Below are 26,995 nucleotides of genomic sequence, written 5' to 3'. Positions count from 1 at the left end.
CACGGCTCCTGCGATCACTCGACAGGAACGCCCAGCCGTCCGGCCTGGTAGTCCTCGAAGGCCTGAACCACTTCGGACTTGGTGTTCATGACGAACGGGCCCGCCATGGCAACGGGTTCCCGAATCGGCTTGCCACCGAGAACGAACACCTCCAGCGACTCCCCCACTGCTGACGCGGAAATCTCGATGGTGTCGCCGCGGCCGAACAACGCCGTCTGCCCCATCCGGATCGGGCGCTTCTCCGCACCGACGGTGCCCTCGCCCGCGAGCACATAGACCAGAGCGTTGAAATCCTTGTTCCAGGGTAGGGTCAGCTGCGCCCCGGGAGCTATCGTGCTGTGCGAGAGCGCAATCGGAGTGTAGGTCGAGCCCGGACCCTGCATACCGGCGATCTCACCGGCGATGACGCGAACGAGCGCACCGCCGTCGGGACTCGACGCCAACGCCACCTTGCTACCGGTGATGTCCTGATAGCGCGGGTGCGCCATCTTGTTCTCCCGCGGCAGATTGACCCAGAGCTGAACACCGTGAAACAGCCCGCCCGACAGCACCAGATGCTCGGGCGGGGCCTCGATGTGCAGAATTCCCCCACCTGCCGTCATCCACTGGGTGTCGCCGCCGCTGATGATGCCGCCACCACCGTGAGAGTCCTTGTGCTCCATGATGCCGTCGATCATGTACGTGACGGTCTCGAATCCGCGGTGCGGATGCCACGGCGTGCCCTTCGGTTCACCGGGCGCGTAGTTCACCTCGCCCATCTGATCCATGTGGATGAACGGGTCGAGGGACGACATGTCCAGTCCGGCAAACGCGCGGCGGACCGGAAAACCCTCGCCTTCGTACCCCGTCGGAGCCGTCGTGACGGACCGGACCGGCCGGGGTACGGCGGTGGCGTCGGGCATGGGTATGCGGGGCAACGCGAGGATATTGTCGACCGTCACTGCGGGCATGGCTTCCCTTTCGGCAGGGTAGTTGACTCTGCAACTACTAATCGAGCTCAACCTACCGGTGCCCGACGGTATTCCCGCCGTCAGCCCTGCTGGTCGGCCAGCCACTGCCGAATCTCGTCGGTGGGCTGCTCGACGATGTCGTCGAATTCCGAGTGCTTGCCCACGAACGCCTCCACCAAGGGACAGATCGGGACGATGCGCTTGGCGTCGGCCCGGGTGGCGTCGAGTGCCTGCTGCAGGAGAATCGTTGCCAGACCACGCCCGCCGTACGCCGCGTCGACCTCGGTGTGGAAGAAGATGCGTCGCGCATCCTCGTCGTCGACGAACTCGGTGAAGCCGACCTGTGTGCCGTCGACCGAGACGGTGAAACGATCTGCTTGCTGGGTGATTTCGACCTGCACACCCGTTTTGTCGACCGTCATGTCGGGCTCCTCGCTTCGCCAGGCGCACACCGCGCCGAATCATCGTCGATCATTCTCGTCGAAATTGCAGCCGTTCGAAGAACTCGACCGTACGGATCACGGCTCACCTCGAAGGTCGGGTTCGTCGCCTCGAATCGGCTCGGTCTCGAGCATCGCCAGATCACCGAGCAGTTCCGATGCCGCAATCACCGACAATTCGAGTCCGCCGTGAAAGACGTGGACGATCTTCTGTTCGCCCCACATTCTCGGATTCGACACATTGAAGCCGGGAAACGCCATGATCACCGCCGTCGTGGAATCCAGACGCTTGTTCAGCGAGATCTGGGCACCCTTGTCTTGCGGATCCTCACGCTTCCATCCTCTTTCACCCAGCGCGAGCAGCTGATCGGTAGTCGTCTTGCGACCCTCGAGTGCTGCCATCTCGGCGGCGACATCCGTCCTGAAGACCTCCCGTCGGACCTGCTCGAAAGGCTGCTCCGGCATGAAGGTCCAGCTGCCGAGCGAGTCGCCCATCGTTGCCGGGTGGGCCACGACAACAAGATCGCCGTCTGCGACCTCGATATCGCGGCCGTCCGGGCCCACGGGGCGACGCAGCTCGGAAAATCGGAAGTATCGTCCGTCCGTCGTCGACCACACCAGAGCACTGCACAGATGCCAGGTCAACGGATGCCCGACGAGATGGGTCCGAACCTGCGACAGGGTCCAGCGCCGCTGGTTCACCATGGCTTTCTCGAACCGAGAAACGAGTTCGGTGCGCACCCCCTCGAGATCCTTCCTCAGGTCGGTGTACCGACGGTATTCCTCGCGCGCACCGTCGGAATCGGTGCGGCCGGGCCGCGGTACCCGGTCTCGGACCTTACCGTCGTTGTCTTCGACCACTATTCGAAGCTCGTGATCGAACGTGAGGGTGAAGGTTCGGTCTCCGTAATCGAAGGTCGTCGTACCGTCCGCGTCGAGCCCCAAGTTCGGCACCAATCGATCGGCAAGTTCGAGAGGCGTCAGATTCAGCTCGTCGGCGATTCGGTGAATCAGTTTGTCGGCCTTGGCGCGAAGAGCAGGAAACCGGAGCGACTGCGAGATCGACCACAGGTGTCCGAGCGCGGCGTCGCTCCCGATCATGGCGAGGGCCTCGAGTCCCATCGCCGCGCGTCGGTGCGCCGACTGAAGCGGCCAGGTCCTGATCAGCGGGGTCAATTGCCGCGCAGTGTCGTCGTCACCCACTATCCCGAGGGCGTCGAGAGTCCAGCTCTGCGCTTCCGGAGCGCCCGCCCGCAACCACCTCTCGAACATGTCCCAGACGAACTTCGCGAGTTCGGGATGGCCGACGAGTTCACGAACGATATCAACGCCGGCGTACACCTCGTCCATTCGTGACAGCGAGAACATGGTGCAGATCGTGCGGATCGCGTCGGACGGCAGCTGTGCGCGCTCTCCCTGCAACGTCAACGGGGGGAGCAACGCCGGGTCCAGCCAGTCCGGGATTACCGGAATATGCCGCGGCAGGGCCTGAAGTGGATCTGCGACGACGATATCTACTATCGCCGCACCAGCCGGCTCCCCGTACGACCGTCCGGCAGCGACCACGGCGTCTCGATGTCCGCGTCGCGCAAGAGTGCACAGTGCGCGTCGGGCAAGGGTTCGGCTCGGTCCGGTACGGCCGAGAGCAAGAGGAACCAGATCCGATGCTGCACTGTCGATGTGGCGATCGAACCATTCGAACGCGACCGGTCTGAGCGACTTCTTGCCGAGCCATTCGAGCATTGTCGTAGTCAGTTGTCCCCCGACGACGGGCAGCAACACCTGCGCCTGACCGGCCGGTGCAGCGAGGACGGCACGAAGCACGAAATCGAGTGCATCGCCTTCGAATCGGGCCAACAGTCGGCCCAACGAGATGGCACCTCGATACGCGTAACGCGGCGTCGGGGCGTACGACAGCACCGGACGCAGCAGATGCTCCGGAGCGTACGAGATCTCGTGCAACGACCAGAAACCTGTGCCTCGACCGAACGCGGCGACCACCTCCGGCCAATCCCGGCGCCCGAGATAGGGCACATAGACGTCGATGGCCTCGGCCCACTGTCGCTGCTCGTCTCCCCGCCATGCCACACGCAGCGGCGCTGGGGGGGCTTTCGAGACGAAATACCTGCTCTCGGACGTCTCCGCGATCCATGGATTCGGCGCGGTCGAGCCACGGTGGATCACGTAGCAGCGCAGGGACATCCGACGATTCGAGCGTTGTTCCGGATACTCGCTTGCGAGTCGCGGACTCCGGATGAACGTGCTCCAGATCCCGGCGCAGCCGCTCGGCATCCGGCCCGGAGGCGTCGGCCAGCAACCGCGCGGCTCGCTCGGGCGATCGTGCTATCGCCTCGATCACGGCGGGCTCGATGTACTTGCTACCCAGCCGAGACACCAAGTGCTCGAATCCCGAGTCCGTGTCTATCTCACCGAGAATCCCGGCACACCATTTCTTGTGCTGGGCAGACAGGTTGCCCTCGAACAACTCGGCTACGAAGGGCTCGACACCCGGTCCGATATTCGCACACAGTGCGTATACGAAGTTCATGCTCATCCCGGTGGACCAGATCGCATGATCTCGCGTTTCTTCGAGCGCGAGAATTTTCTCGACCGAATCGACCGAGTCGACGCTGGCCAAGAGGTAATAGCAGTAGCTTCGGTAGTAGCGGTGGACGGTCTGCGACCGCGCGATGTCCGCAGCAACCCACTCGTGCTGGGTAGGGAACAGGAACGACGTCAACAGATTGCACCCGATTCGCGCGCCACGCTGCGGTGCGAGCCTGTCCACCGCGTTCGCATAGTCGTCGGCGGGGAGGGCAGCCAACGCCGTGCGCACCCTGCTCGCCGAATCTCCGAACACGACATTGCGAAGGTCGTCGGGATCTCGCACGCCGAGTGAGTGCCGGGTACGCGATCGATCCGGTACGAGTTCGCGGGTCACCAACTCCACGCCTACAGCCTCGGCGAGCATCTCCGCAGCGAATACCGCGCCGAAGCGACCGATGACGAAGTCCACGAATGGAACTCGCATCTTGTGGTCCGGCTGATCGGTGACGACTGTAAGAGTCACAGCAGCACCGGTAGGGGTCACACCGGTGCCCGAGAACCGTCCGTCGACGAAGGCGTGCGCGGCCGCCGACAGCTCCGAATTCGACTCGGGATGGTCGACTGTTTCGCCAAAACGTCCGGCGGTTCGAACAAGCAGGTCGTCGATAGCGGCTTCCTTCGCAGCCACCGCTGTGACTGCCGCCTTCGCGCTGGCTCTCGGCCGGGTGGATCGAGGTTGCGGACTCCGCCCGTGGAACGCCTCGCCGCGTCGCCACCACAAAGCGGGGACCTGCCATCCGGTCTGTCGCGCACTCACCCGACGACCATAGAACAGAGCGCCTACGCCGGCGGGAAAGTCGGGAGGCTGATTCCGACACGATGTCGTCGCATAAGCCCAGTTCAACACCGCTCGGAATTGCCGACCAGCACCTCTGTACGGTGGAGCGAAGGACCTCGACCGATGAATCATCTAGGGAAAGGAACTTCATGGCTCAGCCAGACAGGCTGGAGAAAGACCCGAACAAGGGTTTCGTGGCCCTGCTGGGGTGGAGTTTGGCCGCGGTGGAAGCACTGGACAAGTTCGATCGGCGCTACGTCGTCGTCGCCCCGGAGTGGGCCGAGGCGTACTGCACCGAGCACGACATTCCGTACCTACCGTGGAACTTCGAGAGACTCAACGATCGCTCGCTCGAGATCGCCGAGACGCTGCAGAGCGAAGGCGTGGACGTCGCGATCCCCCTCTACGAGGAGACGGTCGAGTGGGCCGGTGCCATCAACTCGGTGCTGTTGGGTAACCCTCGACTGTTCGGTCAAGCCATGCTGCTGCGCGACAAGGCGCTGATGAAGCGTCGGGCACAGCTCGGTGGCATTCGCGTCGGCATCTTCGAGGAAGCACACGACCGCGAGGACGTCATCCGATTCCTCCGCCGAGTCAATCAGACACTGCTCAAGCTCGACGGCGACCCGAACGACCCCATTCACCTCAAGGCGTTCGACAAGGCAGGATGCCTGGGCCACCGCGTTATTCGCACTCCCGACGAGGTCGACTCCATCCCGGACGAAGAGTTTCCGGTGCTGATGGAATCCCACCTCGACGGGTGGGAGTTCGCCGTCGAGGCCTGGATTCACAACGGCAAGATCAAGTTTCTCAACATCTCCGAGTACGTCACGCTCGGTTACTCCGTATTCGTTCCTGCGACACCGGAGTTGGAGAAGTACCGCGAGCAGATCACCGTGCAGATCGAGAAGCTGATCAAGGCCTTCGACATCGAGTTCGGATTCATTCATCCCGAGTACTTCGTGACCAGCGACGGCGAGATGTACTTCGGTGAGGTTGCCTATCGCCCACCGGGTTTCAAGGTTTTCGAGCTACTGGAGCGGGCGTACGGCTTCAACGCCTACCAGGGCTTGGCGCTGGCGTTCGACCCGAAGACCACCGAAGAGGAGATCGACGCCTTCTTCCCGCGCGAGGTCGTCGATGCGACCGGCGTCGCCGGATGCTTCGGCGTCTATCCACGACGACGCGTCGTCAGCCATCTGGAAATTCCGGAGGAGACGTCCGGGCACGACTACTACGAGACCAACGATCTGTCGGCACCCGTCGAGGAAACCGTCACCAAGAGAACAGCGTTCGGCACCCACTGGGGACTGCTGTACTTCTTCGGCGAAGATACCTATGTCATGCGTGACTTGCTGAAACATCAGGAAGAACTGGACTTCTACGTGTGAGGCAACAACTCGGGGACGACACCAACCCTCCGTCGCAGACGATGCACGAGCCGGCACCGACGAACGCGACTACCGCTATGGACAGAGCGCTGGCATCACGGTTGGCCCAACTCGACCATGCGGTGCATGCCTTGGCCGATGCACCCGAGTTTAGTAAGAACACCAAGGTGCGGCGGGTTCTCGATGCGCTGCATCGAGTTCTGTTGCAGTCCGGTGGTTGTCATGCAATTCGTGAGCGCGCCGAGGTGCTCGAGAATGCGGGGCTCTTCGCGGGCACCGATTGGGCGCAGCCGGACATTCTCGTTCCAGGATTCGTGGGGCCCAGCCTGCGCAGCGGCAACGACGACACCTTTGTGCTCGAGGCGACCAGCGAACTGCGGATGGTCGCGATCGTTGCGGGCGAGTACGAGCATGCTGCGGTCACCGCCGAGGATGCCCGTCGGTTCCTTTCTCAGGTCCTCGCGGTCAATCTCGACGTTCTGTTCACACCCCCGTCCGAGTCGGAGCGAGTTCGCCTCGGTCGCACCGCGCATCTGATCCGTGATCTGTTCGGGTACGTGGCCGGGCAGATCGGCTACGACAGCGTGCTCGACGAGTTGGTCGACGAAATCTGGCGGATCCTGCGGCAGCGCCCGATTCAGGTGGACACCATCAAGGACATGGTCACCCGCATCGCGATCTATCGCGACGACCCGACCGTCGACCTCGGCACCTCCGGGCAGGGTTTGGACCGGTTGATCACGGCCCTGTTCGGCACCACCGATGCGTGCCGAGAGGATCCGGGCGTGGAGGTGTACCGGTCGCGGCTCGAGGCGATGGACGTCGAAGCGCTGCAGTTCGAGGCCCGCGGATTCGCGCGAGCGATGCACGACACCGGACTCGTCTCGCCGTACCACGCGACGCTGACGCAGTACCTCACCGATCACTACTCGTACGTTCTCCCCGAGGCGTTGGGCCTGTCCGATACCGGTCGCACGTGTCTGACGCGCTATCCGGAACTGGTCCATCGTCTCGTCGAGGAGACGGTGTACCCCGAGACCGCGCAGTGCCTCTACGGATTGGCATTGCTGCTCGATCGCGGAATTCTGCATCAACCGCCGATCGTGCCGTCGTTGTGGCGGCAGATGTCGCTGAAACTCGCACCCGCAGTGCAGGACAAGCTGAACACCACGTTCGGGCCGGTCCCGGCACCGGAGTCCCGCTTGCTGGGTGGACTGTTGTCGATGCTCGGGCAGCCGCTCGGCGTGGGCCAAGGCGACAATCCGACGTGCCAGTCGGCGCGGGCATTGTCGATGTGGGCCTACAACGATCCCGACTACCTCCTACAGATGGTGGTGTGGGCGGCGCGTGACGAGGAGATCGTCATGCACTTCGAGGGGCAATCGATCTCGTCGACCGAGAGCGTCAGTGGAGTCGCCACATCGGACCCGGTGGATCTCGATCCGGTGTCACTGCTGCTGGTTCCGCATCTCGATCGCATCTACGCCGAGATGGTCAGGCGCTGCGCCGATCGTCCCGGCGATCCGCACCGCTGGGTCAACCCGGAGTTCCACGGGTGGTGGTCGGCTCGCGAGTTCCACATCGACGTCGACGTGGCCACCGGAAATATCGTCGACCTCGACGCATTCCTGCGGCAGTTCTACGCGGCATATCACCCCGAGTACAACGGGCATCAGCCGCTGATTCATCCGCAGCCCGCCGGTGTGGCCGTAACCGACAGTGCTGCACGGTATGTGGGGTGGCACGCCATCACCATCCTGCGCGTGACCACCGACCCCGACGGCGTCATGCGGGTCTATTTCTTCAACCCGAACAACGACAGCGGGCAGGACTGGGGAGACGGCGTCGTGGTGGGAACGGCGGGCAACGGCGAACGCGCAGGCGAAGGTTCGCTGCCGTTCGACCAGTTCGCCTCACGCTTGTACATCTTCCATACCGATCCGCTCGAGAACGGCGAACCGGAGAGAATCCCCGCCGAGGACATCGATCGGATACGCGGCTACATCGAACGAAGTTGGGGCGCCGAACGATCGGTACCCCAGGCCTGAGAATTGCGCTGCGCCATCGAGATCCGCAAACGCGCGCGCGTTTGCCAAACGCGCGCGAAACAGGCCGCGCATCCGCGCGCACTTGACGAATGCGCGCGCGTTTGCGCCTCGTGGTCGCTCAGTTCTTCTTGTCGAGCGACTCCGGCTTGTGTACTGCGTCCTTGCCCGACTTGTCGCTCTCGACCCGGTATTGAGGTTCGTCCTTCGAGGCCTTCACGGTTCTGCCTGCGGCTTCGGTCTCGGAGGTGATCTTCTCCACCACCGTTCCCTCGGTAGTGGTTCCGTGGGTCTGCCATTCGACCTTGTCGCCCTTGTGGAAGTCGTCTTTCGCCATTTTCGGGTGGTCCCTTCGTCGGTGATGTCCATCGACGCGTACCCGCGGAAGTCTCGGCGCAATCACCTGGTTCCCAGAGCCGGCGCCAGCGTGGTGAACCAGGCTTCGCGTAGCTGATCCTCGAACAGCGGCCAGGTGTGTGCACCCTCGTCGCGCATGGAGACCGTGGCCGGCACATCGGCCCGGCGCAGTGCGTCGACGAAGATGGACGTGCAGTAGTTCACCATCGCCTCGACCGCCATTCCACCGAACGGTGGAATCGCACCCTCGGGGATCCGGTCCACCGGTCCGGGAAGTCCGCGAGACGAGCTGACGTACACCGCCGTTCCGCGCAGTCGTTCGACGTTGAGCGACGGATCGTGGTCGCGCCAGCCCTGGCTTCCCGGCAGCCCCCACATGTTGAACGGGTTGTTGAGCCCGCCGGCGATCATCGCCGAGATACCCGTGGTGGCAAGCGGATTCGACGGTGCCGGGCAGCCACTGAACGACGCGGCGGCGTCGAACACATCCGGGGCCTGGATCGCCAGATCCAGTGCGGGCCCACCGCTCATCGACAGTCCTGCCACACCGCGTCGACCGTTGGATCCATAGGCGGCGTCGACGGCTGCGGGCAGTTCGCGAGTCAGGTAGGTCTGCCACATGTTGCTGCCCAGTACCGGATCGGTTGTCTGCCAATCGGTATAGAAGCTGAAGCGACCTCCGATGGGCGCGACGACCGTGACGTTCTTGTCGAGAAAGAACTGTTCGACGCCGGAGTTGTTGAGCCAACCCACACCGTCTTCGTTGCCGAGTGCACCGTTGAGCAGGATCAGGCTCGGGGCAGGTCCGCCCTCCGGCGAATGCAGAATCTCGTTGGAGACGACGCGATTCATGGACGGGGAGAACACGTTCAGCACCGCACGGGTGGCCGACACCTGATGGATCCCGACGGCTCCGGCCGCCGCGTCGGCCGATCCCGAGTTGCCCGGCAGGGCCTGGGCCGACGTTCCGGTCAGCAGCATCGATCCCAGCACGGCGGCCGTCACCACCGCGGCGGATCGAGTTCGTTTCTTTCTCTTCAGTCCCATTGGCAACATCAGCACCATACGAGGGTCGCACGGATTCCGCTTTCTACCGCTAACGATCAGATTACGAAACCGATCGGTTCGTACGCTTGCTCGACGCCGTCACGGAGTCACAGCACGGATCCGTGCGGCCTGCAGAGTCAGATGGTTACGCTCGGCCAGCGAGGGAGCCGACTGCGCTGCGCGGGCGTACAACTGCGCGGCCTGCGTGAGGTCTCCCGCCTTCTCGTGCAGATGCGCGGCCGCCGCTGTGTGCCTCGGGACCGTGGAATCGACCTCGGCCAGGGCCGCGAGCCCGGCGGCGGGTCCGTCGGCTTCCCCGACGGCCACCGCGCGGTTGAGCTGCACGACGGGGCTGTCGGTGAGGGCGAGCAACTCGTCGTACCACTCGACGATCTGCACCCAGTCGGTCTCCTCCACCCGCATCGCGTCGGCGTGCAGGGCAGCGATCGCCGCCTGGGCCTGGAACTCACCCAACCGATCTCGGGCCAGCGCCGTCTGCAGAATCTGCACGCCCTCGGCGATCAGTGCTGTGTCCCAACGGGATCGGTCCTGTTCGGCCAAAGGTACGAGTTGACCGTCGGATCCGGTTCGCGCCGAACGGCGCGCGTGGTGCAGCACCATCAGCGCCAGCAGACCCGCCGTTTCCTCGTCGTCGGACAGCGTCGACAGCTGCCGAGTCAACCGGATGGCCTCCGCCGCGAGGTCGACATCTCCGGTGTACCCCTCGTTGAACACGAGATACAACACCCGTCGTACCGTGCTCAGGTCGCCCGGCGCATCGAATCGCACATCACGCACCGCACGTTTTGCTCGGCTGATCCGCTGCGCCATGGTCTTCTCCGGCACCAGATACGCCTGCGCGATCTGCCGTGTCGTCAGACCGCCGACGGCGCGCAGGGTCAGTGCCACCGCTGCCGCCGGAGTCAGCGCAGGATGCGCACACAGGAAGAACAACTGCAGTGTGTCGTCGACGCCCCCCACGCTCTCCGGTTCCGGCTGTGCCGCAAGGCGATCTTCCCGGTCTCGACGCGCCTTCTCCGAGCGCTGTCCATCGAGAAATTTTCGCCAGGCGACGGTGACGAGCCAGCCCTTCGGGTCGGTCGGCGCGTCACCTGTCCCGGTCGAGAGTGCCCACGTCGAGGTCGCCTGCACCAACGCCTCCTGCACGGCGTCCTCGGCCGACGCGAAGTCCGCTCCGCGGTGGACGAGGACGCCGATCACCGCGGGCGTCAGTGCCCGCAGCACTCCAGGATCCATGATGATCGTCAGTCGGCGATCGTGGGAGGAGCCTCCATGAACGGACGCAGCTCGAGCCACTCGTCGATCGGCTTCCCACCGGCACCGGGCGCTGCCGACAGCTGGCCGGCCAGCTCGAGCGCGCGATCGTAGGAGTCGACGTCGATCACCATCCAGCCTGCGATGAGGTCCTTGGTCTCCGCGAACGGACCGTCGGTGACCGGAGGTTTCCCTTCGCCGTCCGAGCGCACCCACGTTCCCTCGGGGGCCAGAGCCTGCGCGTCGACGAACTCGCCGGTCTTCTCGAGCTCGGCAGCGAAATCTCGCATGAACTGAATGTGGGCGTGCACTTCGGCCGGGGTCCACCGGTCCATCGGGATCCAGTCGGCAGGCTCGGGGGCTCCGCGGTAATGCTTGAGCATGAGGTACTTGGCCATGATGTCTCCTAGCGTCGGATGCAGCCATTCTTTCTGCATTCGACCCTGGGACGTAACCGGTCCGCAGAATTCGACATGTTCGAGAAGGAATTTTCTCAGCGCATCGTGCGACCTGCCGAGCCGAGCATTTGCGTAGCCTCGACCACTCTCGCCGCCATCGCCGTCTCGGCCGGCTTGCCCCACGATCTGGGGTCGTAGGCCTTCTTGTTGCCGTACTCGCCGTCGACCTTGAGGACCTGGTCGTACTTGCTCAACATGTGCCCTGCGATGGATCGGGTGAAGGCGTATTGGGTGTCGGTGTCGATGTTCATCTTGATCACCCCGCTCGCCACCGCGGAGGCGATGTCTTCGGCACTGGATCCCGATCCACCGTGGAACACCAGATCGAACGGGTTGTCCTTACCGGTCTCGGCTCCGACGACGGCCTGGATCTCGGCGAGAATCTCTGGGCGGAGGTGCACCGAGTCAGGGTTGTAGACGCCGTGCACATTGCCGAAGGTCAGGGCCGTCATGTATCGACCGCGCTCCCCTGCGCCGAGCGCGGCGATCGTGGCCCGAGCATCGTCGACAGTCGAGTACAACTGTTCGTTGATCTCGTGTGAGACGCCGTCCTCTTCGCCGCCGATGACGCCCACTTCGATTTCGAGGATCGTGTTGGCCTGCACCGACAGATCGAGCAATTCTCGAGCGACACGCAGGTTTTCGTCGAGCGGCACCGCCGAACCGTCCCACATGTGCGATTGGTACAGCGGGTCGAGTCCGCGTCCGCGTCGGTCGATGGCGTCGGCGAGCAGTGGCCGCACCCAGTCGTCCAGATTCTCGGCGGGGCAGTGATCGGTGTGCAGCGCGACCGAGATCGAATAGTGTTGCGCCACTTCGTGGGCGTACTGGGCGAGCGCCTTGGAACCGGCGAAACGGTTCTGAACGGCGTTGCCGGAGAGGTACAGCGCGGTGCCGACCGACACCTGGATGATGCCGTCGCTCTCGGCCTCGGCGAAGCCCTGCAGCGCTGCATTGAGCGTCTGCGAGCCGGTGACATTGATCGACGGGTAGGCGAACCCGCCCTCCTTCGCACGGTCGAGCATGGCCGCGTACTGATCCGGACTGGCAATGGGCATGAGCTGTCCTATCTATCGGGTGCGGCCGGTGTTCCGGCCGAGGTTTCGGCGCAGCCGCAGGAATTGCGATGGTTGAACGTGGTCGGCACTCGGATCGACCGAGGCTTCTCGTCCCGCCCCTCGATTCGATTGAGCAACAGGTCGGCTGCGGTTCTTCCTATCGTCTGTACGTCCTGAGCTGCGGCTGTCAGACGAGGCTCGAACAGATCGGACCATTCGAAATCGTCATAGCATACGAACGCAAGATCGTGCGGAATCGACAAGCCAAGGGCACGAACGGCTTTGAGTGAACCGATCGTCATCGAGTTGTTCATCGACACCAGTGCCGTCGGCCGGTGGGGACTCGACATCAGCTCGCGCACAGTGGCCTCGGCCACCTCCACGTTCGACCGACCGTCGAGGATCAGGCCAGGATCCAGTTCGATGCCCCGATCGGCAAGCGCACGAGCATAACCGTCGAATCGCTCTGTGGTGGAGGAGATTCCTTCGATTCCGCGGACGATCGCGATGCGACGATGGCCGGCATCGAGGAGGTGGGCGGTGAGCTCGTAGGCCGAGGAGTCGTTCTCCGGTCCCACCTGATCGCATGGAAGATCGAGCATCCGGTCGATCAACACCAGAGGGGTACCACTACGCACGATCTCCGGAATGGTCGTCGACTCCGATCCTGCTGCGGGAGCGAGGATCATCCCGTCGACCTGACGGTCCAGCAGGGAATCGGTCACTCGCCGCTCGGACAACGGCTCGTCGTGGGAATCACCGAGAATCAACACGTATCCGGCCTCGGACAGTCGTTGCTCGACGGCGTGTACGAGGCTGCCGAAATAGGGATTGGTCAAGGCGGCGATCGAGAGCCCTACAGTATTGGTCCGACCCGCGGCGAGTGAGCGGGCAACGACGTTGCGTCGGTAGCCGATCTCGACAATTGCCGCGTCGACGCGTTGGCGGGTGGTCGGGTTGACGTTACGGGTGCCGTTGAGAACATGCGAGACAGTCGACACCGACACTCCGGCGATGCGGGCGACATCGTCCATCGTGGGCACGTCAATCGGCCCAGCACTGTCTGGTCCGCGAAACCGTCATGTCAGACGCAGGATTCGATCGGCGCGTACTGCGGTCGACCCGATCAGTTCCGCATTGCGTTCGTCCGAGCCCAGCGCCCAGAACTCTGCATCCTCGTGCGATTTTCCGTATGCCTCGTGCCGAGCTACCAGGCGCTCGTGCCGAACCCGTGTGTGCGGAGCCAGAAACCAGACCTCGTCGATCATCGACCGCGCAGCAGGCCACGCGTCGGACTCCATCAGCAGATAGTTGCCTTCGGTGACCACCAACGGAACAGTCGACGGGACCGGAATGGCCGACCCGATCGACTCCTCGATCTCGCGCCTGAACCTCGGTGCGTACACGATGGGGTCGCCGGGTCGCTGGTCGTGAATCGCCGCGATCAGTCGCGCGTATCCACCGTCGTCGAACGTGTCGTGTGCACCTTTGCGGTCGAGCCGGCCCAGGTCGATCAACACCTCGTTGGCCAGGTGGAACCCGTCCATCGGAACCAGTACCGCGCGCTCCGGCCCGAGCGCATCGACGAGTTGCTGCGCTACGGTGGACTTTCCGGCACCGGGCGCGCCGGTCAGGCCGAGTATGTGCCGTTCTCCGGCGACGGCGAGTCGCCCGGCCAGCTCCACGAGCTCTCCGAGTGTCGCTCTCTGTACGTCCTGATCAGTGCTCACCGTTGTCGCTTTCGAGTCCGTCGGTAGTGAAGTGTGTCAGCGGAAGTTCGTGTAGCCATGCTCGGGGGCCGACCATCGAACAGCGCAGTGCCGCAACGCGAGCCGACCTGTCGATGTGCTCGGCCAGAGAGCCCGACTGCGTCGAGTAGTAGGCATAGGCGCCGTGGAAAGCATCTCCGGCACCCACGGTGTCGACCGCTGTCACCGGCTCCACATCGACCGAGCCGGACGACCCCTCGGTCCACCATTCGACGGGCTCGCTGCCGTGGGTGGTGACGACGGTATCCACGCCCGCTCCGACGAGTGCCGCTGCAGTGGTAGCCGTGTCGGAGGTGCCGGGGGTGCGAAAGTCCGCCGAGCACACCATGTCCGTGGCATGCGGGATCAGCTCGCTCATCACCGGCTTCCACCGGCCGGCGTCGACGACCAGGGTGGTAACCCGCGCCGCCGCATGTTCCGCGGCGGCGCGGGCGATCAGGGGGTGATGCCCGTCGACGAGGACGACATCGGCACCGGCCACTACCGTCTCGAGATCCTCGGGCGGTGGAACTTCGGAATGCACGGCGTCCGCCGAGACGACCGACCGGTCGCCGGTCGACTCGATCACCGTCACGGCCGAGACGGGCACCGACCTGCTGGTGCCGAGTGCCGCGTCGAGCACGCGGACGCCGAACGCAGCCAGATCGGCTTTGACCAGCTCGGCCACCGGGTCGTCGCCGAGTGCGGTGACGAGCACGGCCGTGCCGCCGAGCGCGGCGAAGGTGACGGCCGCGTTGGCGGCCGGCCCTCCTGCCGCGACGAACTGCGCACTGGACGTGATCTTTTCGTTCGGTGCCGGAGCGGCCGACACTCGATGGATGACGTCGAGTGTGGCCAGTCCGACGAAAACTCCTACTGGAGCTTCCCTTTCAGACGCCTGCGCGTTCATCGTCGGTCGGCTCCTCCGCACCGGTCATCAGCGCAACGACCTCGGACATGGTGCGATTCTTCGGATCGACGACGCCGGCGCGCTTGCCGAGGCGGTGAATGTGAATCCGATCGGCAACCTCGAACACGTGCGGCATGTCGTGACTGATGAGCACCACCGGTATGCCGCGGTCACGAATGGTTCGGATCAGATCGATCACCATGCCCGATTCCCGCACGCCGAGCGCGGCCGTCGGCTCGTCCATGATGATCACTCCGCGTCCGAACGCTGCTGCCCGGGCAACTGCCACGCCCTGACGCTGACCACCGGAAAGGGTCTCGACTGCCTGATTGACCGACTTGATACCGATCTTCAGATCCTGCAGATGCTTCGACGACTCTTCCCGCATCCTCGGCATGTCCAGACGCCGAAAGAGGCTGCCGCTGATGCCCTTACGCTTGATCTCGCGTCCCAGATAGACGTTCGAGGCGATGTCGAGCGCCGGAATGACGGCCAGGTCCTGATAGACCGTCTCGATGCCGGCCGCTCGCGCGTCACGCGTGTTCTTGAACGACACCGGCGATCCGTTCATCAGAATCTCACCCGAATCCGGAATGACAGCTCCGGCCAAAGCTTTGATGAGACTGGATTTTCCGGCACCGTTGTCGCCGATCACCGCCAACACCTCGCCGGCCCTTAGCTCGAAATCTGCACCGTTGATGGCCGTCACGCTGCCGTAGGTCTTGACCAGACCACGCGCTTCCAGAGCGAGGGGGGCATTCACTGTGACCTCCTACGTGCGAATTGATCGACGGCCACCGCGACGATGACGAGAATGCCGGTCGCGACGTTCTGGTACAGGCTGTCGACGCCGGCCTGGGTGAGCCCGTTGCGCAGCACACCGACGATCAGAGTTCCGATGAGAGTCCCGATGACGGTGCCGCGGCCACCGAACAGGCTGGTTCCACCGATGACAACCGCGGTGATCGTTTCGAGGTTGGCGTTCTGATAGGCGTTCGGATCGGCGTTGGGGATCCGTCCGAGCGCTGCCCATGCCGCGATCGCTGCGATGACACCGGTCACGATGTAGACCGAGAACAGCACACGTCCGGACTTGATGCCGGAGCGGTCCGAGGCCTGCGGGCTACCGCCGACTGCGTAAATGTGCCTACCCCAGGAGGTTTGGGACAACGCGTACCACATCACTGCGTACACCAGCAGCATCACCACTACGCCGTAGGTGGTGGAGAAGCTGCCGATCTTGAACGACGTCCCCAACAGGGTCAGCGGCCCGCTGGGTACCTGGTAGGTCTCGGAGCCGGCCAGTAGCCTCGTGGCCGCTTGGATTGCCGTGAACGTGCCGAGCGTGACGATGAACGGCGGCAGTCTGAGTACGGTCACCAACCCGCCGTTGATCGCGCCGAACGCGACACAGACTGCAAGCGTTGATCCCAGCGCCACGATCGGGCCGTCGGCACCTGCGGTCTGCGCCATGACGATGGTGCCCATCACGGCCACTGCACCGATCGACAGATCGATACCGGACGTGAGGATGATCAGGGTCTGGCCGACGGCGAGAATGCCGACGACCACAGACTGCTGCAGAATCAGAGAGACGTTCTGCGGGTTGAGGAACGAGCTCGAAATCGAGCTGAACACGATGATGGCAATGACGAGTGCAGCCAGTGGCCCGAGCAGCGGTTCACGCAGGATCGTGCCCACGTTGAACCGGCTCGGTGCCTTGGGAGGCGCAGCGGTATCGGTACTCACGAATCAGATCCCTGTGTTCGCCGGTACGTCGCGATCAGCCCCAGCAATTCGCTTCGCCCCACGCGGTGTCCTGGGATTCGATGCCGGCTACCGGCTTGTCGGTGACGAGCTGCGAACCGGTGTCGTTGAATCCACTGGGCTTGGTGCCGTCCTGAGCGAACTTCACGACCGCGTCGACGCCCTGCTCGGCCATCTTCGCCGGGAACTGCAGCACCGTTGCGCCGATGATGCCGGACTTGACGTTCGCGATGCCGGTGCAACTACCGTCGATGGAGCCGATGGTGATCTGATCGGCGCGGCCGGCGGACTGAATTGCCTGGTACGCACCAGCCGCGGCGGGCTCGTTGATCGTGTAGAGCGCGTTGACGCCGGGCGCACGCTGCAGCAGGTTCTCCATGGCGGTCTGCGCCTTGGTCTGGTCGCCGTTGGTGTTCTCCTGGCCGACGATCTCCGACGAGCCGTCGGTCAGGCCCATTCCTTCGAGGAAGCCGTCGTGACGGAACGTATCGACAGTGCCGCCTGCGGTGCCGTCGAGCATGATGACCTGGGGTGCAGTGGTTCCGAGCGTGCCCTTGACCCATTCGCCCTGGCTGACGCCTGCCGCCTTGTTGTCGGTCGCGAACGTGGCGTCCACCGCGTCCTCGGGGTCGGTGGCAGTGTCGAGGGCGATGACGACGACGCCGGCGTCACGAGCCTTCTTGATCGCGTCCAGCACTCCGGTCGAGGAGTTCGGGGTGATCAGAATTCCCTTCACGCCCTGTCCCACCAGGTTCTCGATGGCTGCGACCTGTCCTTCGTTGTCACCGTCGAATGCACCGGCCAGAGCCACCAACTCGGCTCCGCTGGAATCCGCCTTCGCCTGTGCGGCCTCGCGCAGCTTCACGAAGTACGGGTTGGAATCCGTCTTGGTGATGAGCCCGACCTTGACGCTGTCCGAGTCCGAGCTGCTGCAGGCGGTCAGGCCCAAGACCAGCGAACCGGCCATGAGCGCGGTGCCGATCGTCAGCGCAGACTTCCGACGGTTATTGAACATGTGGACTCCCTTGTCCCCTAGCCACGCGGTCGCGTCGCTCGATTGCAGGAGCTTAAGGCGCATACAAGCGCTTGCGCATGCGCTTTCGCGAAACAAACTAGGAGTCTTTTCCGACCGACCGGCTGACCGGTTCGTGACGGGGGTCACTCGTCACCGCCTCGGATCGCGCAGTCCAGTTTCGCCCGCCCTGGGTCCACGCAAACGCGCGCGCGTTTGCCGAACGCGCGCAGAGTCGTGTGGCGAGACCGCGCGCACCTGACGAATGCGCGCGCGTTTGCGGAATCGATCGATCGGAGCCCGCTCAGCGCGCGAGTGCGTTCCAGAAGTCGCAGTGATGCTCGGCATCGGCGTCGATCACCGCGATGTCGTCGGAGACGAACTGCAACACTGGGGTGGCAGTGTCCGTGGTGCGCGGCCAGGACGGTGCGCCGTCCGCAGTAGGGGTCCCGGTGTGCGCGAACGAGGTGAAGTACTCGATCATCGTGTGCGCCAGATCCTGCTGCGCCGGAGTTTTCAACAGATTCTCGCCGCCGAGGTCGAACAGGTATGGCATGTCGGTCGCATGCGCGGCGTCCTGCGAGACTCCCGACGCACCGACTCCGTTGACGTCGACCGTGTCGGTATCGGCGAATTCGTACGAGTACACCGGCGCATTCGTTCCCAGCGCGCGGTTGTTTCGGTAGGTGGGACAGGACCATCCAGCGTCGGTGGTGGCCGCTGCCCACGCGAGCGCAGCGGATGAATAGTTCTGCATTGGATACAGATCGGCGACGCGGGCAGCGTTCGACCCGAAGGCATCGAACAGCAACTTCGGGTAGGTGTCGGCGGTGATCGAGGTCGGGTCTGCCAGTACCGCACCACCCACGAATGATCTCTGCTCGGCCGCGGTACCGCCCGACAAGACGGGAATCGGTAGTGCACCGCCGCTTTCGACTACGGTTCGCGGATCCTCGGGCAGCAGTTCGGTACCGAAGGCGACGTCGAAGCCGAAGTTCTCCCCCTTGGCTACGAGTGCGTCGACGGGCAATGCACGCAAGCACGCCAACGCATCCGCGCCTGTGCACCCCAGTTGCTGCGCAACGTCCGAACCGACCGCCTCGTTGACTGCGAGCGGGATAAACGGACGCTGCGGCGGGACACCGGGAAAGACGGCATCCGCGGGGAAGTCCAGAGCGCACGATCCCGACATGATTGCTGCCTTGTCCACCAAGCCCTCCGCGGCAGGAGACGTCAGTAGAGCGCACGAGGACATGCCGCCCGCCGACTGTCCGAACACGGTGATACTGCTCGGATCACCGCCGAAAGCGGCTGCGTTGTCGTTCACCCAACGCAACGATTCGATCTGATCGGCCAGTCCGAAGTTGCCCGACCCGGCCAACCCCGGGAGCCCGAAATAGCCCAGCATTCCGAGGCGGTAATTGACGGTCACGACGATCACGTTGCCCTCGCTCGCCATTCGCTGGGGGTCGTAGGCGGAACCCGAGCCGGTAGTGAAGCCGCCGCCGTGCCACCACACCATCACGGGAAGTGGATCGTCCGACCGCTTCAGCGGAGTGGTGACATTGAGGAACAGACAATCCTCGCCCGAGGACGATGTAACACCCGGTAGGCCGGCAGCCTGCGGGCACTGAGAGCCAGGTGCGGTGGCGTCGACATCGGCATTGGATTCCGGAAGCGGTTGCGTCGAAGACCATCTCAGATCGCCGACCGGCGGCTCGGCATACCGTATTCCGAGAAACTGCCGGGTACTCTCGGTGGCCAGACCGTGCACCGTGGCCGTGGTCGTACCGACATCCAGAGGGGCATCATCGGATTCGACAGACGTCGATGCGCACCCCGCAATCATCAGAACAACGACGACGAGGGCAGTCGTGAACTTCTTCATCGGTCATCCGATCGTGTTGCAGCGTCGAATGTTCGGCGCAGTTCGTTCGCGAGCGTCGCCGCATCGTCGCCGGCAGCTACTCGCCACACTGCCGCGTCGAGAGCGGCGCGAATCGTCATGGTCATGATGCGCGCATCGAAGGATCGGTACTGACCACTCCGCTGCCCAGCCTCGAGCAGCGTGTGCACTTCGAGCATCTCGGCTCCGTGCTCGGAACGTTCGCTGCGCGCGGGGGCAGCAGCGAAGATGGCCGACAGTGCCTTCATGTGCAGAGGGTAGGCAGCGTAGAACATGATGCTTCCACTGACGAACTCCAGCAACGCTTCTCGACTCGAACCTGCCGCGCGAACGAGAGGACCGACTTCCTGTTCACCGAGCGCGTAGACGAGCTGGACAACACCATCGAGGAGTTCCTCGCGGGTACCGAAATGGTAGGAGATGACGCCGCGGCTGATTCCGGCACGCTCGGCGATGCGCACGAACGACGCCTTCTCCACCCCCGCTTCCGCGATGACGTCGACAGCGCATTCGATCAGCTGTTCGCGACGGGCGTTCTGAATGAACGTGGGTTCGGGGCGGTCCGCCTTGGGCGATGGCATGAACCGAACTCTAGCACTGCTGCACAATTTTTCCCAGGCATGTCAGACGTTCAGTGGTGCCGCCAGTGTCCACAATTTTCATCCGAACACGGGATCACGCTCGCGAACCCGAATAGTGGACGCTCAGGTCACTTACTCGGCGATTCCTCTCCCGGTACCGAATCCGGCTCGTCGTAGGTGACCGTGATGTCCTGGAATCCCTTGTTGCGCTGCGCTTCTGCCTGGCCGGTGTAGGAGTTCCTATCCCCTTCGGTGAGTTCGACGTTGTCGGTGAAGGGCGTCAACAACGCCCGGGGGTGCAGGTGATCGACTCGCACAGCATTGATTTCGATGCACAGCACGATCAGCACCGATGCGACGTACAGGAAGCCGAGCAGACCGAGGACGATCGCGAAGATTCCGTTACTGGCACTGGCATTGCCGACGACGTAGCGAATGTAGATTCCGCCGAAAGATTGCAGCGCCTGCCAGATCACTGCGGCGATCGCTGCACCGGGGAGCACCTCGCGAACACTCAGTGCACGCGCGGTGCCGATGCGAAACGCCGCCGTGAAGACCACGACGTTGACTATCACCGCACCGATCAGCGCCAACGCACCGCCCGCGAATCCGAACACACCCGAGGACGCGACTCCGTTGAGAACGGTCAATCCGATGATCGCCGTGCCGACGGTGCTCAGGAGTAACAGCCCGCGCAGGCGGCCCTTGATCGGATCGGGTTGCTCGTTTCGGGGCACCGACCACGCGGTGTTCATCGCGTACTGGGCAGCCAGGGAGACTCCGAGTCCGCCGTATAGCGACCCGACGACGCCGATGACGATGGCGGTGGTTCCGCCGCTCAGGCGATCGGGTTGACCGAGTTGGTCACCGATCACGGGGATTTGGCTCATCGCCGAATCGATGATTCGGGTCTGCAGTTCCGGATCGCCGGCCAGCACGATCCCCAACACCGTGGTGAACAGCAGCAGTAGCGGAAACAGCGAGAGGAACGAGTAGTACGCGATCAGAGCCGCGAGGTAGCCGCCTCGGTCGTCGAGAAACTTGTACAGCACTGCCAGCGGAAAACCCGCCGACGGGTGTTTGCGCTGATAACTGTCCACTTTCGCGACCATCATCGGACGAATGTATCCACAGCCGACGTCGCGGAAACGTCGACGGCACGTGTGACCTAGATCTCTTCACGCGCACGTGCGCTTCGGACGGCAGCACTCGACTAAGTAACCAGTACCAACCCAGGACGAGGAAAGGAACTCACATGAGCTTCATCGACAAGGCCAAGAACGCAGCAGAAGACGCCATCGGCAAGGCCAAGGAAGTTGTGGGCGACGCCACGAACAACAAGGACCTCGAGGCCGAGGGCAAGAAGGATCAGGGTTCGGCAGGCGTGAAGAAGGTCGGCGAGAACATCAAGGACACCTTCAAGTAAGTCTTTCCGCAGAGGGGACCGTCGATCGCACGATCGACGGTCCCCTCTGCTGTGCACCCGTATAAAATGCACAGAACCGGCTGTAGCGGCCGGAAGGGCGTCCAGCAGACGGCGCATGTTCATGGATCTGTCCGGTGAACGACGGCAGAGGTCCCATGCGAGAGGACAGTGTGAATGTCGCAACAGTCGACCGATAGGCACCCTGCCAGTACGTCCCATGCATCGTCGCTCGCCGAATTCGCGCGATCTCTACGCGATACCCGTCGTTCGATGCCCGAGACGATCAGCGAAATTCTGCGTACTGCGATTCGGCTCATCCCAGGAGCGACCGTCGGTTGCGTCACGACGGTGAGCAAGGGTGAGCGAACCGTCGTGGCGTCCACTGATCCTGTTGCCGAGGAGCTGTGTCGACTCCAGTACGAGCTCGACGAGGGCCCGATTCCCACCGAGGTCCGTCATTTCGACGTCGTCGTGTCCGACGACCTCACGTCCGAACCGCGATGGCCGGAATTCGCTGTCCTTGCCGTCGGCGAAGGTTTCAAGTCACTGGCCGCATTTCAGCTCTACAGCAACGCCGATGACCTCGGCGCACTGGTTTTCTACAGCGACGAGCCCGGGGCCTTCGACGCCGATGCCGTCGAGATCGGCGAAGCCCTGGCAGCGCATGCCGCCATCGCGATGCTGAGCGCCCGCGACAATGAGCAGTTCCGCACAGGCTTGGCCAGCCGCGACCTGATCGGTCAGGCCAAGGGGATGATCATGGAGCGATACGACCTCGACGCGGTCCAGGCGTTCGAGTTGCTCGCGAAGCTGTCGCAGCAACAGAATCAACCCTTGCGCACGGTGGCTCAGGACCTGGTGAACACCGATCACCCGACCAACTCGACCTTCTGACCTGCCCCCAGGTTTCGATTTCCGCGCACGAGGAAGCCTGTGGGTGGTACCGGCTCACAACACGCGGTATCCGCGGGCGGTTATGTCGTTGAGCCAACAGCGCTCGACCGCCCGTCGCTAATGCTCCGGTTGGCATCTCGGACACCACCATGTTCGACGCCGATCGGAGTTACCGGGAACCTCCGCGACCGCGCGAACGAGCGTCCCACATCGCAGGCACGGTTTGCCTGCTCGTCCGGCAACCCAGTGCGAGCGGCCCTTTCGAGTGTCCCCGGTGGTGACCTGCATCGCTCCCGGCACCGTCGCGGAGTGACGCATCGCCCGCTCGAGCAGCGAGACCAATTTCTCGGCATCCACGTCACTCGACCGAGTCCACGGCCACACTCCGCGTAGGAAACACAGTTCGTTCGCCCATAGATTGCCGGGCCCTGCTATCACCTTCTGATCGAGCAGAGTCGCGATGATCGGCCGATCCATCTGAGCGATCACGTTGGCCACCGCCGTGTCGGTATCGAACGTCGGCTGCAGCGGATCCGGACCCAGATGCGCAACCAGGGCATTCATGTCGGGTGTGAAGCCGTAGTCCACCACCGGCAACAGAATTCCGTAGGCGGTAGGCCCATCGACCACGGCCAATTGCACTCGAACGTCCGGACGCACACGCTGGGGAATCGATCGACCGGCCCGCACCACCGTCCACGAACCGCTCATCCGCAGATGTGTATGCAGCGTTGTGCCACCATCGAAATCGGTGAACAGATGCTTCCCATGGGTTCGATGCGCGACGACGGTTCGCCCGGCCAGATTCTCCACCGCATGTGCCGGCACGTTCAATCTGCCGGCCCGTAAGGTGGTGCCGTCCAAGGCTCGACGCAATCTCGCGGCCAGCGCGAACACGGTGTCACCTTCGGGCATGCCTGTGGTGTATCCCTACTTCCGGATATGCAATCCCGCGCTCCGCTAGGGCGTAACCGAGGATCGCAGGATGCCCGACGGCGTCGGCCGCAACACCGATGCGAGATCCGTCAACGGAACCGGAGCCTCGACGAGGGCTTCCCACGGATACTTCGCGCCGGTGTCGTGCAGGAACGCAACGGCCTGATCGAGATGCCGCGGTTCGTAGTTGTGGACGCCGGTGACCGTCAGCCAGTGTCGGACCACCGTTTCGGGATCGACGGTGATCGGTGGACCCGGCGCGACGGAACCGGCGAGCACCAGGCGGCCGCCGACATCGAGTCTGGCCAGCGCAGCCTGTACAGCGGGCGACGAACCGGAGAAGTCGATGGCCACATCTGTCGGTGCACCATCGTCCTCGCAGGCTCCGAATTCACGGGCTCTGTCCTGCCGTTCGGGGTCTCGATCGAGCACGCGGACCGTCGCACCTCGCTCGGTGGCCGCTGCCGCAGCAGTGATGCCCAGCATTCCGGCACCGACGATCAGTACCCTTCTGCTGTCGAGAGCACCCGCCGCCTCGAGAGCCGCCATGACGGTGGCAGTCGCACACGCAGCCGGTGCGGCGACGGCGTCGGGCATGGTCTCGGGAACACGAGCCACAGCGGTGCCGCGGGGAAGCACGATGTGCTGGGCGTAGGAGCCACTGAGAACCCATGCCCCTTCGGCAGATTCGTGCCCTACCTTGCGCACGGCCGAGCATTTGGCCGTGAACCCTCTGTCACATCGGCTGCACCGGCCGCACGGCACGGTGACCGACCACACGATTCGATCACCCACCTCCGCAGGGGATGTCACATCGCCGACGTTTACCACGTGGCCGACGGCCTCGTGCCCGAGTACCGACGGGCACGCACCGGTCCGGCGTCCCGACACCGTGTGCAGATCGCTCCCGCACACCGACGCAAGATCGATGCGGACCAGCAGGTCACCCGATTCGAGAGTGGGAATCTCGATGTCCCACAGATCGATCCCACTCCCCGTCCATACGGCGGCCTGTGTCAGACCAACAGTGACCTGATCCATCCGGAGATCCTTTCCACGATGTACACGACGACGAAGATGACGAGAACGATCGCACCGGCGACGTCGAAGTTCAGAGTACGAATCGACTCGAAGAGCAGGAAGCCGATACCGCCGGCACCGACGATCCCCAGGATGGTGGAGGTACGGATGTTCACGTCGAGCAGATACAGACTCGATCCGACCATCGACGGAATGGACTGTGGAACAACAGCACTCAATGTCCGATTCCACCAACCGCCACCGACCGACGCGACGGCCTCGAGGGGCCCGGGATCGATCTCCTCGATCGCGTCGGCGACGAGCTTGCCGAGGAACCCGACGGATCCGATGGCCAGTGCGCAGGTTCCCGCTACCGGACCCAGTCCGAGTGCCGCGACGAACACGACCGCAAGAATCAGCTCGGGAACAGCCCGCACCAACAGAATCCAGGACCGCGCGCACCAATACACCACGGGATGTGGAGTTGCGTTGCGCGCGGCCAGGACTCCGATGGGTATCGACAACACGATCCCGATTGCGGTGGCCACAACACCGATGGCGATGGTCTGGACGGCGGCGTCGAGCAGGTCCGATCCCAGGGACGAGAAGTCCGGTGGGACCATTCTTCCGAACACCTCGACCGACGGCCCGATCCACGTCAGCAGCGACCGCGGATCCAATTCGAGCACCACGAACGACGACACCACCGCGACGACGAGCACCGCCGACGCTCCGATCCGCATCAGTCGATCGCGCTGCGGACCGGCCGCGGACGGAACCAGCAGCATGCGGCGAAGAGCCATGGCCGCCAACTCCATTGCCGCGATGATCACCAGGATCACCAGCACGATTCCGAGAGCACGCGGGTAGATCAAACCACGCAGGGCGTCCTGCAGTGCGAAGCCGATACCGCCTGCCCCGACGAAGCCGAGGACCACCGACATGCGTAGGTTGATGTCAATCCGGTAGACGAACGCTCCGATCCAGGCCGGAACGACCTGCGGTACAACCGCATTGATCATCTCTCGAAAGTAGCCCGCCCCGGCGGCGCGCAGTGCCTCGCGCGGTCCCACGTCGGTCTCCTCGATGGCATCGGCGAACAGTTTGCCGAGCATGCCGATCGAGTGCAGCGCGAGGGCGAGGATGCCGGGCAGCACCCCGATTCCCAGTGCTCTGACGAACAGCACCGCGAACAGCAGGTCCGGCATCGCCCGGCAGAAGGTGATGATCGCACGAGCGACACTGTGCAGCATCGGATGCGGCGAGGTGTTCCGCGCGGCGAGAAAGGCCAACGGAACCGAGACGATCGCCGCGAGCACGGTGCCGAGCACCGCCATGAGCAATGTTTCGACGGCAAGTGAGACGATCCGGCCGGTGTCGTCGACGCGAGGCGGCAGCATCCGCTCGACAAGGTTGCCGACGTCGTCGAGGCCGTCGAGCAAGGTGGTGGGCGCGAAGTCGATGTACCCCGCCGAGAGCACTGTGACAACGAGCGCGACGACGCCCAGCGCCGGGAACAGCCATCGACGTCGCCGCGGATCGTTCTGTACTGCAGCGTTCGTGGGCTTCGGTTCGAAGGTGACGGTCACGTCGGTGCCACCGCAGAGATGTTCCCGGCGTCGGGGGCAATCCGCTGATAGATCGGCATGATGTCCCCGCGCTCGAGACCTGCTGCCGGGCGATCGAGCACCACCCGACCGTCTCGGAGACCCACGAGTCGGTGCGCCCAACCGAGCGCGAGATCGACCTGATGCAGGGTGCACACCACCGTCAGTTTCTCCTCGCTGCACACTCGCTGCAACAGGTCCATGACCACGCCCGCGTTCTCGGGGTCGAGGGAGGCAACGGGTTCGTCCGCGAGCACGATCCGCGGTCGCTGCATCAGAGTGCGTGCGATCGCCACCCGTTGCTGCTGTCCACCGGACAGGGTGTCGGCGCGGCGTTCCGCGAAGTCCGCCAATCCGACTCGGTCGAGACAGGCCCGAGCCTCTTCTCGCATCACCTTCGGGTAGGTGAGTGCTCCGTAGCGCGGAATCGACAGGCGGCCGATGCCTCCCACGAGTACGTTCTCGAGGCAACTCAACCGACCGACGAGATTGAAGTGTTGAAAGATGAAGCCGACATCTCGGCGTAGCTCGCGCACCCGGCGGCGGTTGGCCAGATCGACTCGAATGTCGAGTGCGGTGACACTGCCCGAGGTGATGGGATGCAGACCGTTGATGCATCGCAGTAGCGTCGACTTGCCGGAGCCCGAAAGCCCGAGCAGCACCAGCATTTCACTGCGGTGCACATCGAGGTTGACGTCCGCAAGCGCGGTGGTCGACCCGAACGTCTTGGTGACGTTGCGGACGCTGACGACCACGTCGGCCCTGTCCAAGGAAGTGGACAT

25 protein-coding genes and 1 pseudogene are annotated in these 26,995 nt (G+C 63.8%); 5 read left to right on the top strand and 21 right to left on the bottom strand.

The window, feature by feature from the left end:
- Window positions 1-14 precede the first annotated feature (14 nt).
- From ACQR3T_RS17800 to ACQR3T_RS17790, 3 genes are all read right to left on the bottom strand, one after another.
- On the bottom strand, window positions 15-950 hold the full coding sequence (locus tag ACQR3T_RS17800) for a pirin family protein (RefSeq protein WP_428694335.1): 936 nt from the start codon (window positions 948-950) through the stop codon (window positions 15-17).
- 80 nt (window positions 951-1,030) lie between these two features.
- A complete protein-coding gene (locus ACQR3T_RS17795; protein ID WP_428694334.1) occupies window positions 1,031-1,372 on the bottom strand; it encodes a GNAT family N-acetyltransferase in 342 nt (113 codons plus the stop codon).
- A gap of 96 nt (window positions 1,373-1,468) precedes the next feature.
- Window positions 1,469-3,592 carry a DUF4132 domain-containing protein gene (locus tag ACQR3T_RS17790; RefSeq protein ID WP_428694333.1) on the bottom strand — a complete coding sequence of 708 codons (2,124 nt, stop codon included), beginning with the start codon at window positions 3,590-3,592 and terminating at the stop codon, window positions 1,469-1,471.
- A gap of 52 nt (window positions 3,593-3,644) precedes the next feature.
- Between ACQR3T_RS17790 and ACQR3T_RS17785 the strand changes: the two genes are divergently transcribed.
- The 3 genes from ACQR3T_RS17785 (at window position 3,645) to ACQR3T_RS17775 (ending at window position 8,214) form a co-directional block, all read left to right on the top strand.
- A complete protein-coding gene (locus ACQR3T_RS17785; RefSeq protein ID WP_428694332.1) occupies window positions 3,645-4,289 on the top strand; it encodes a hypothetical protein in 645 nt (214 codons plus the stop codon).
- Window positions 4,290-4,924: 635 nt separating this feature from the next.
- Window positions 4,925-6,166, top strand: a complete 1,242-nt coding sequence (locus ACQR3T_RS17780; protein WP_094619372.1) for an ATP-grasp domain-containing protein — start codon at window positions 4,925-4,927, stop codon at window positions 6,164-6,166.
- A 41-nt stretch (window positions 6,167-6,207) separates the two neighbouring features.
- A complete protein-coding gene (locus ACQR3T_RS17775; protein WP_428694414.1) occupies window positions 6,208-8,214 on the top strand; it encodes a hypothetical protein in 2,007 nt (668 codons plus the stop codon).
- 118 nt (window positions 8,215-8,332) lie between these two features.
- On the opposite strand, the gene ACQR3T_RS17770 is transcribed toward ACQR3T_RS17775, so the two are convergent.
- From ACQR3T_RS17770 to ACQR3T_RS17705, 14 genes are all read right to left on the bottom strand, one after another.
- Window positions 8,333-8,548, bottom strand: coding sequence for a DUF2945 domain-containing protein (locus ACQR3T_RS17770; RefSeq protein ID WP_032376283.1), 216 nt, complete (start codon window positions 8,546-8,548; stop codon window positions 8,333-8,335).
- Between the two features lie 62 nt (window positions 8,549-8,610).
- Entirely contained in the window at window positions 8,611-9,615 is a 1,005-nt protein-coding gene (locus ACQR3T_RS17765; protein WP_428694331.1) for an alpha/beta hydrolase, read from the bottom strand.
- A gap of 99 nt (window positions 9,616-9,714) precedes the next feature.
- Window positions 9,715-10,872, bottom strand: coding sequence for an RNA polymerase sigma factor (locus ACQR3T_RS17760; protein ID WP_428694330.1), 1,158 nt, complete (start codon window positions 10,870-10,872; stop codon window positions 9,715-9,717).
- An 8-nt stretch (window positions 10,873-10,880) separates the two neighbouring features.
- Window positions 10,881-11,288, bottom strand: a complete 408-nt coding sequence (locus tag ACQR3T_RS17755; protein WP_428694329.1) for a YciI family protein — start codon at window positions 11,286-11,288, stop codon at window positions 10,881-10,883.
- A gap of 95 nt (window positions 11,289-11,383) precedes the next feature.
- Complete coding sequence (gene fbaA / locus ACQR3T_RS17750; RefSeq protein WP_032405687.1) at window positions 11,384-12,406, bottom strand: class II fructose-bisphosphate aldolase; 1,023 nt, start codon at window positions 12,404-12,406, stop codon at window positions 11,384-11,386.
- An 8-nt stretch (window positions 12,407-12,414) separates the two neighbouring features.
- Window positions 12,415-13,440 (bottom strand): LacI family DNA-binding transcriptional regulator, encoded by a 1,026-nt coding sequence (locus ACQR3T_RS17745; RefSeq protein ID WP_428694328.1) that lies wholly within the window; start codon window positions 13,438-13,440, stop codon window positions 12,415-12,417.
- Between the two features lie 45 nt (window positions 13,441-13,485).
- A complete protein-coding gene (locus ACQR3T_RS17740) occupies window positions 13,486-14,136 on the bottom strand; it encodes a nucleoside/nucleotide kinase family protein (protein WP_428694327.1) in 651 nt (216 codons plus the stop codon).
- Window positions 14,126-15,064, bottom strand: coding sequence for a PfkB family carbohydrate kinase (locus ACQR3T_RS17735; protein ID WP_428694326.1), 939 nt, complete (start codon window positions 15,062-15,064; stop codon window positions 14,126-14,128). The genes ACQR3T_RS17740 and ACQR3T_RS17735 overlap by 11 nt, the downstream gene beginning before the upstream one ends.
- Window positions 15,045-15,827, bottom strand: coding sequence for an ATP-binding cassette domain-containing protein (locus ACQR3T_RS17730; RefSeq protein WP_032376277.1), 783 nt, complete (start codon window positions 15,825-15,827; stop codon window positions 15,045-15,047). Before ACQR3T_RS17730 ends, ACQR3T_RS17735 begins: the two co-directional genes overlap by 20 nt.
- Window positions 15,824-16,813 carry an ABC transporter permease gene (locus tag ACQR3T_RS17725; protein ID WP_428694325.1) on the bottom strand — a complete coding sequence of 330 codons (990 nt, stop codon included), beginning with the start codon at window positions 16,811-16,813 and terminating at the stop codon, window positions 15,824-15,826. The genes ACQR3T_RS17730 and ACQR3T_RS17725 overlap by 4 nt, the downstream gene beginning before the upstream one ends.
- A gap of 34 nt (window positions 16,814-16,847) precedes the next feature.
- A complete protein-coding gene (locus ACQR3T_RS17720; protein ID WP_428694324.1) occupies window positions 16,848-17,846 on the bottom strand; it encodes a substrate-binding domain-containing protein in 999 nt (332 codons plus the stop codon).
- A gap of 301 nt (window positions 17,847-18,147) precedes the next feature.
- Window positions 18,148-19,731: a carboxylesterase/lipase family protein gene (locus tag ACQR3T_RS17715; protein ID WP_428694323.1), complete on the bottom strand. Its 1,584-nt coding sequence runs from the start codon at window positions 19,729-19,731 to the stop codon at window positions 18,148-18,150.
- Window positions 19,728-20,330, bottom strand: a complete 603-nt coding sequence (locus tag ACQR3T_RS17710; protein ID WP_428694322.1) for a TetR/AcrR family transcriptional regulator — start codon at window positions 20,328-20,330, stop codon at window positions 19,728-19,730. The genes ACQR3T_RS17715 and ACQR3T_RS17710 overlap by 4 nt, the downstream gene beginning before the upstream one ends.
- 128 nt (window positions 20,331-20,458) lie before the next feature.
- Entirely contained in the window at window positions 20,459-21,445 is a 987-nt protein-coding gene (locus ACQR3T_RS17705) for a YihY/virulence factor BrkB family protein (protein WP_428694321.1), read from the bottom strand.
- 140 nt (window positions 21,446-21,585) lie between these two features.
- Between ACQR3T_RS17705 and ACQR3T_RS17700 the strand changes: the two genes are divergently transcribed.
- Window positions 21,586-21,756, top strand: a complete 171-nt coding sequence (locus tag ACQR3T_RS17700; RefSeq protein WP_027495724.1) for a CsbD family protein — start codon at window positions 21,586-21,588, stop codon at window positions 21,754-21,756.
- A 270-nt stretch (window positions 21,757-22,026) separates the two neighbouring features.
- On the top strand, window positions 22,027-22,650 hold the full coding sequence (locus ACQR3T_RS17695) for a GAF and ANTAR domain-containing protein (RefSeq protein WP_230594440.1): 624 nt from the start codon (window positions 22,027-22,029) through the stop codon (window positions 22,648-22,650).
- 117 nt (window positions 22,651-22,767) lie between these two features.
- Here ACQR3T_RS17695 and ACQR3T_RS17690 read toward each other — a convergent pair whose 3' ends face one another.
- From ACQR3T_RS17690 to phnC, 4 genes and pseudogenes are all read right to left on the bottom strand, one after another.
- On the bottom strand, window positions 22,768-23,565 hold the full coding sequence (locus ACQR3T_RS17690) for a DNA-formamidopyrimidine glycosylase family protein (protein WP_032376272.1): 798 nt from the start codon (window positions 23,563-23,565) through the stop codon (window positions 22,768-22,770).
- Window positions 23,566-23,610: 45 nt separating this feature from the next.
- Entirely contained in the window at window positions 23,611-24,627 is a 1,017-nt protein-coding gene (locus ACQR3T_RS17685) for a zinc-binding dehydrogenase (protein WP_428694320.1), read from the bottom strand.
- A pseudogene (phnE, locus tag ACQR3T_RS17680) lies at window positions 24,603-26,090 on the bottom strand (phosphonate ABC transporter, permease protein PhnE); the annotation flags it as partial. The pseudogene phnE and the gene ACQR3T_RS17685, both read right to left, overlap by 25 nt.
- A gap of 101 nt (window positions 26,091-26,191) precedes the next feature.
- Entirely contained in the window at window positions 26,192-26,995 is an 804-nt protein-coding gene (phnC, locus tag ACQR3T_RS17675) for a phosphonate ABC transporter ATP-binding protein (RefSeq protein ID WP_032376269.1), read from the bottom strand.

It is taken from the genome of Rhodococcus sp. IEGM1428 (assembly GCF_050321865.1).
Classification (GTDB): Bacteria; Actinomycetota; Actinomycetes; order Mycobacteriales; family Mycobacteriaceae; genus Rhodococcoides.
The sequence above is the reverse complement of the archived record's forward strand: the minus strand, read 5'-3'. Positions and strand labels throughout refer to the sequence as shown.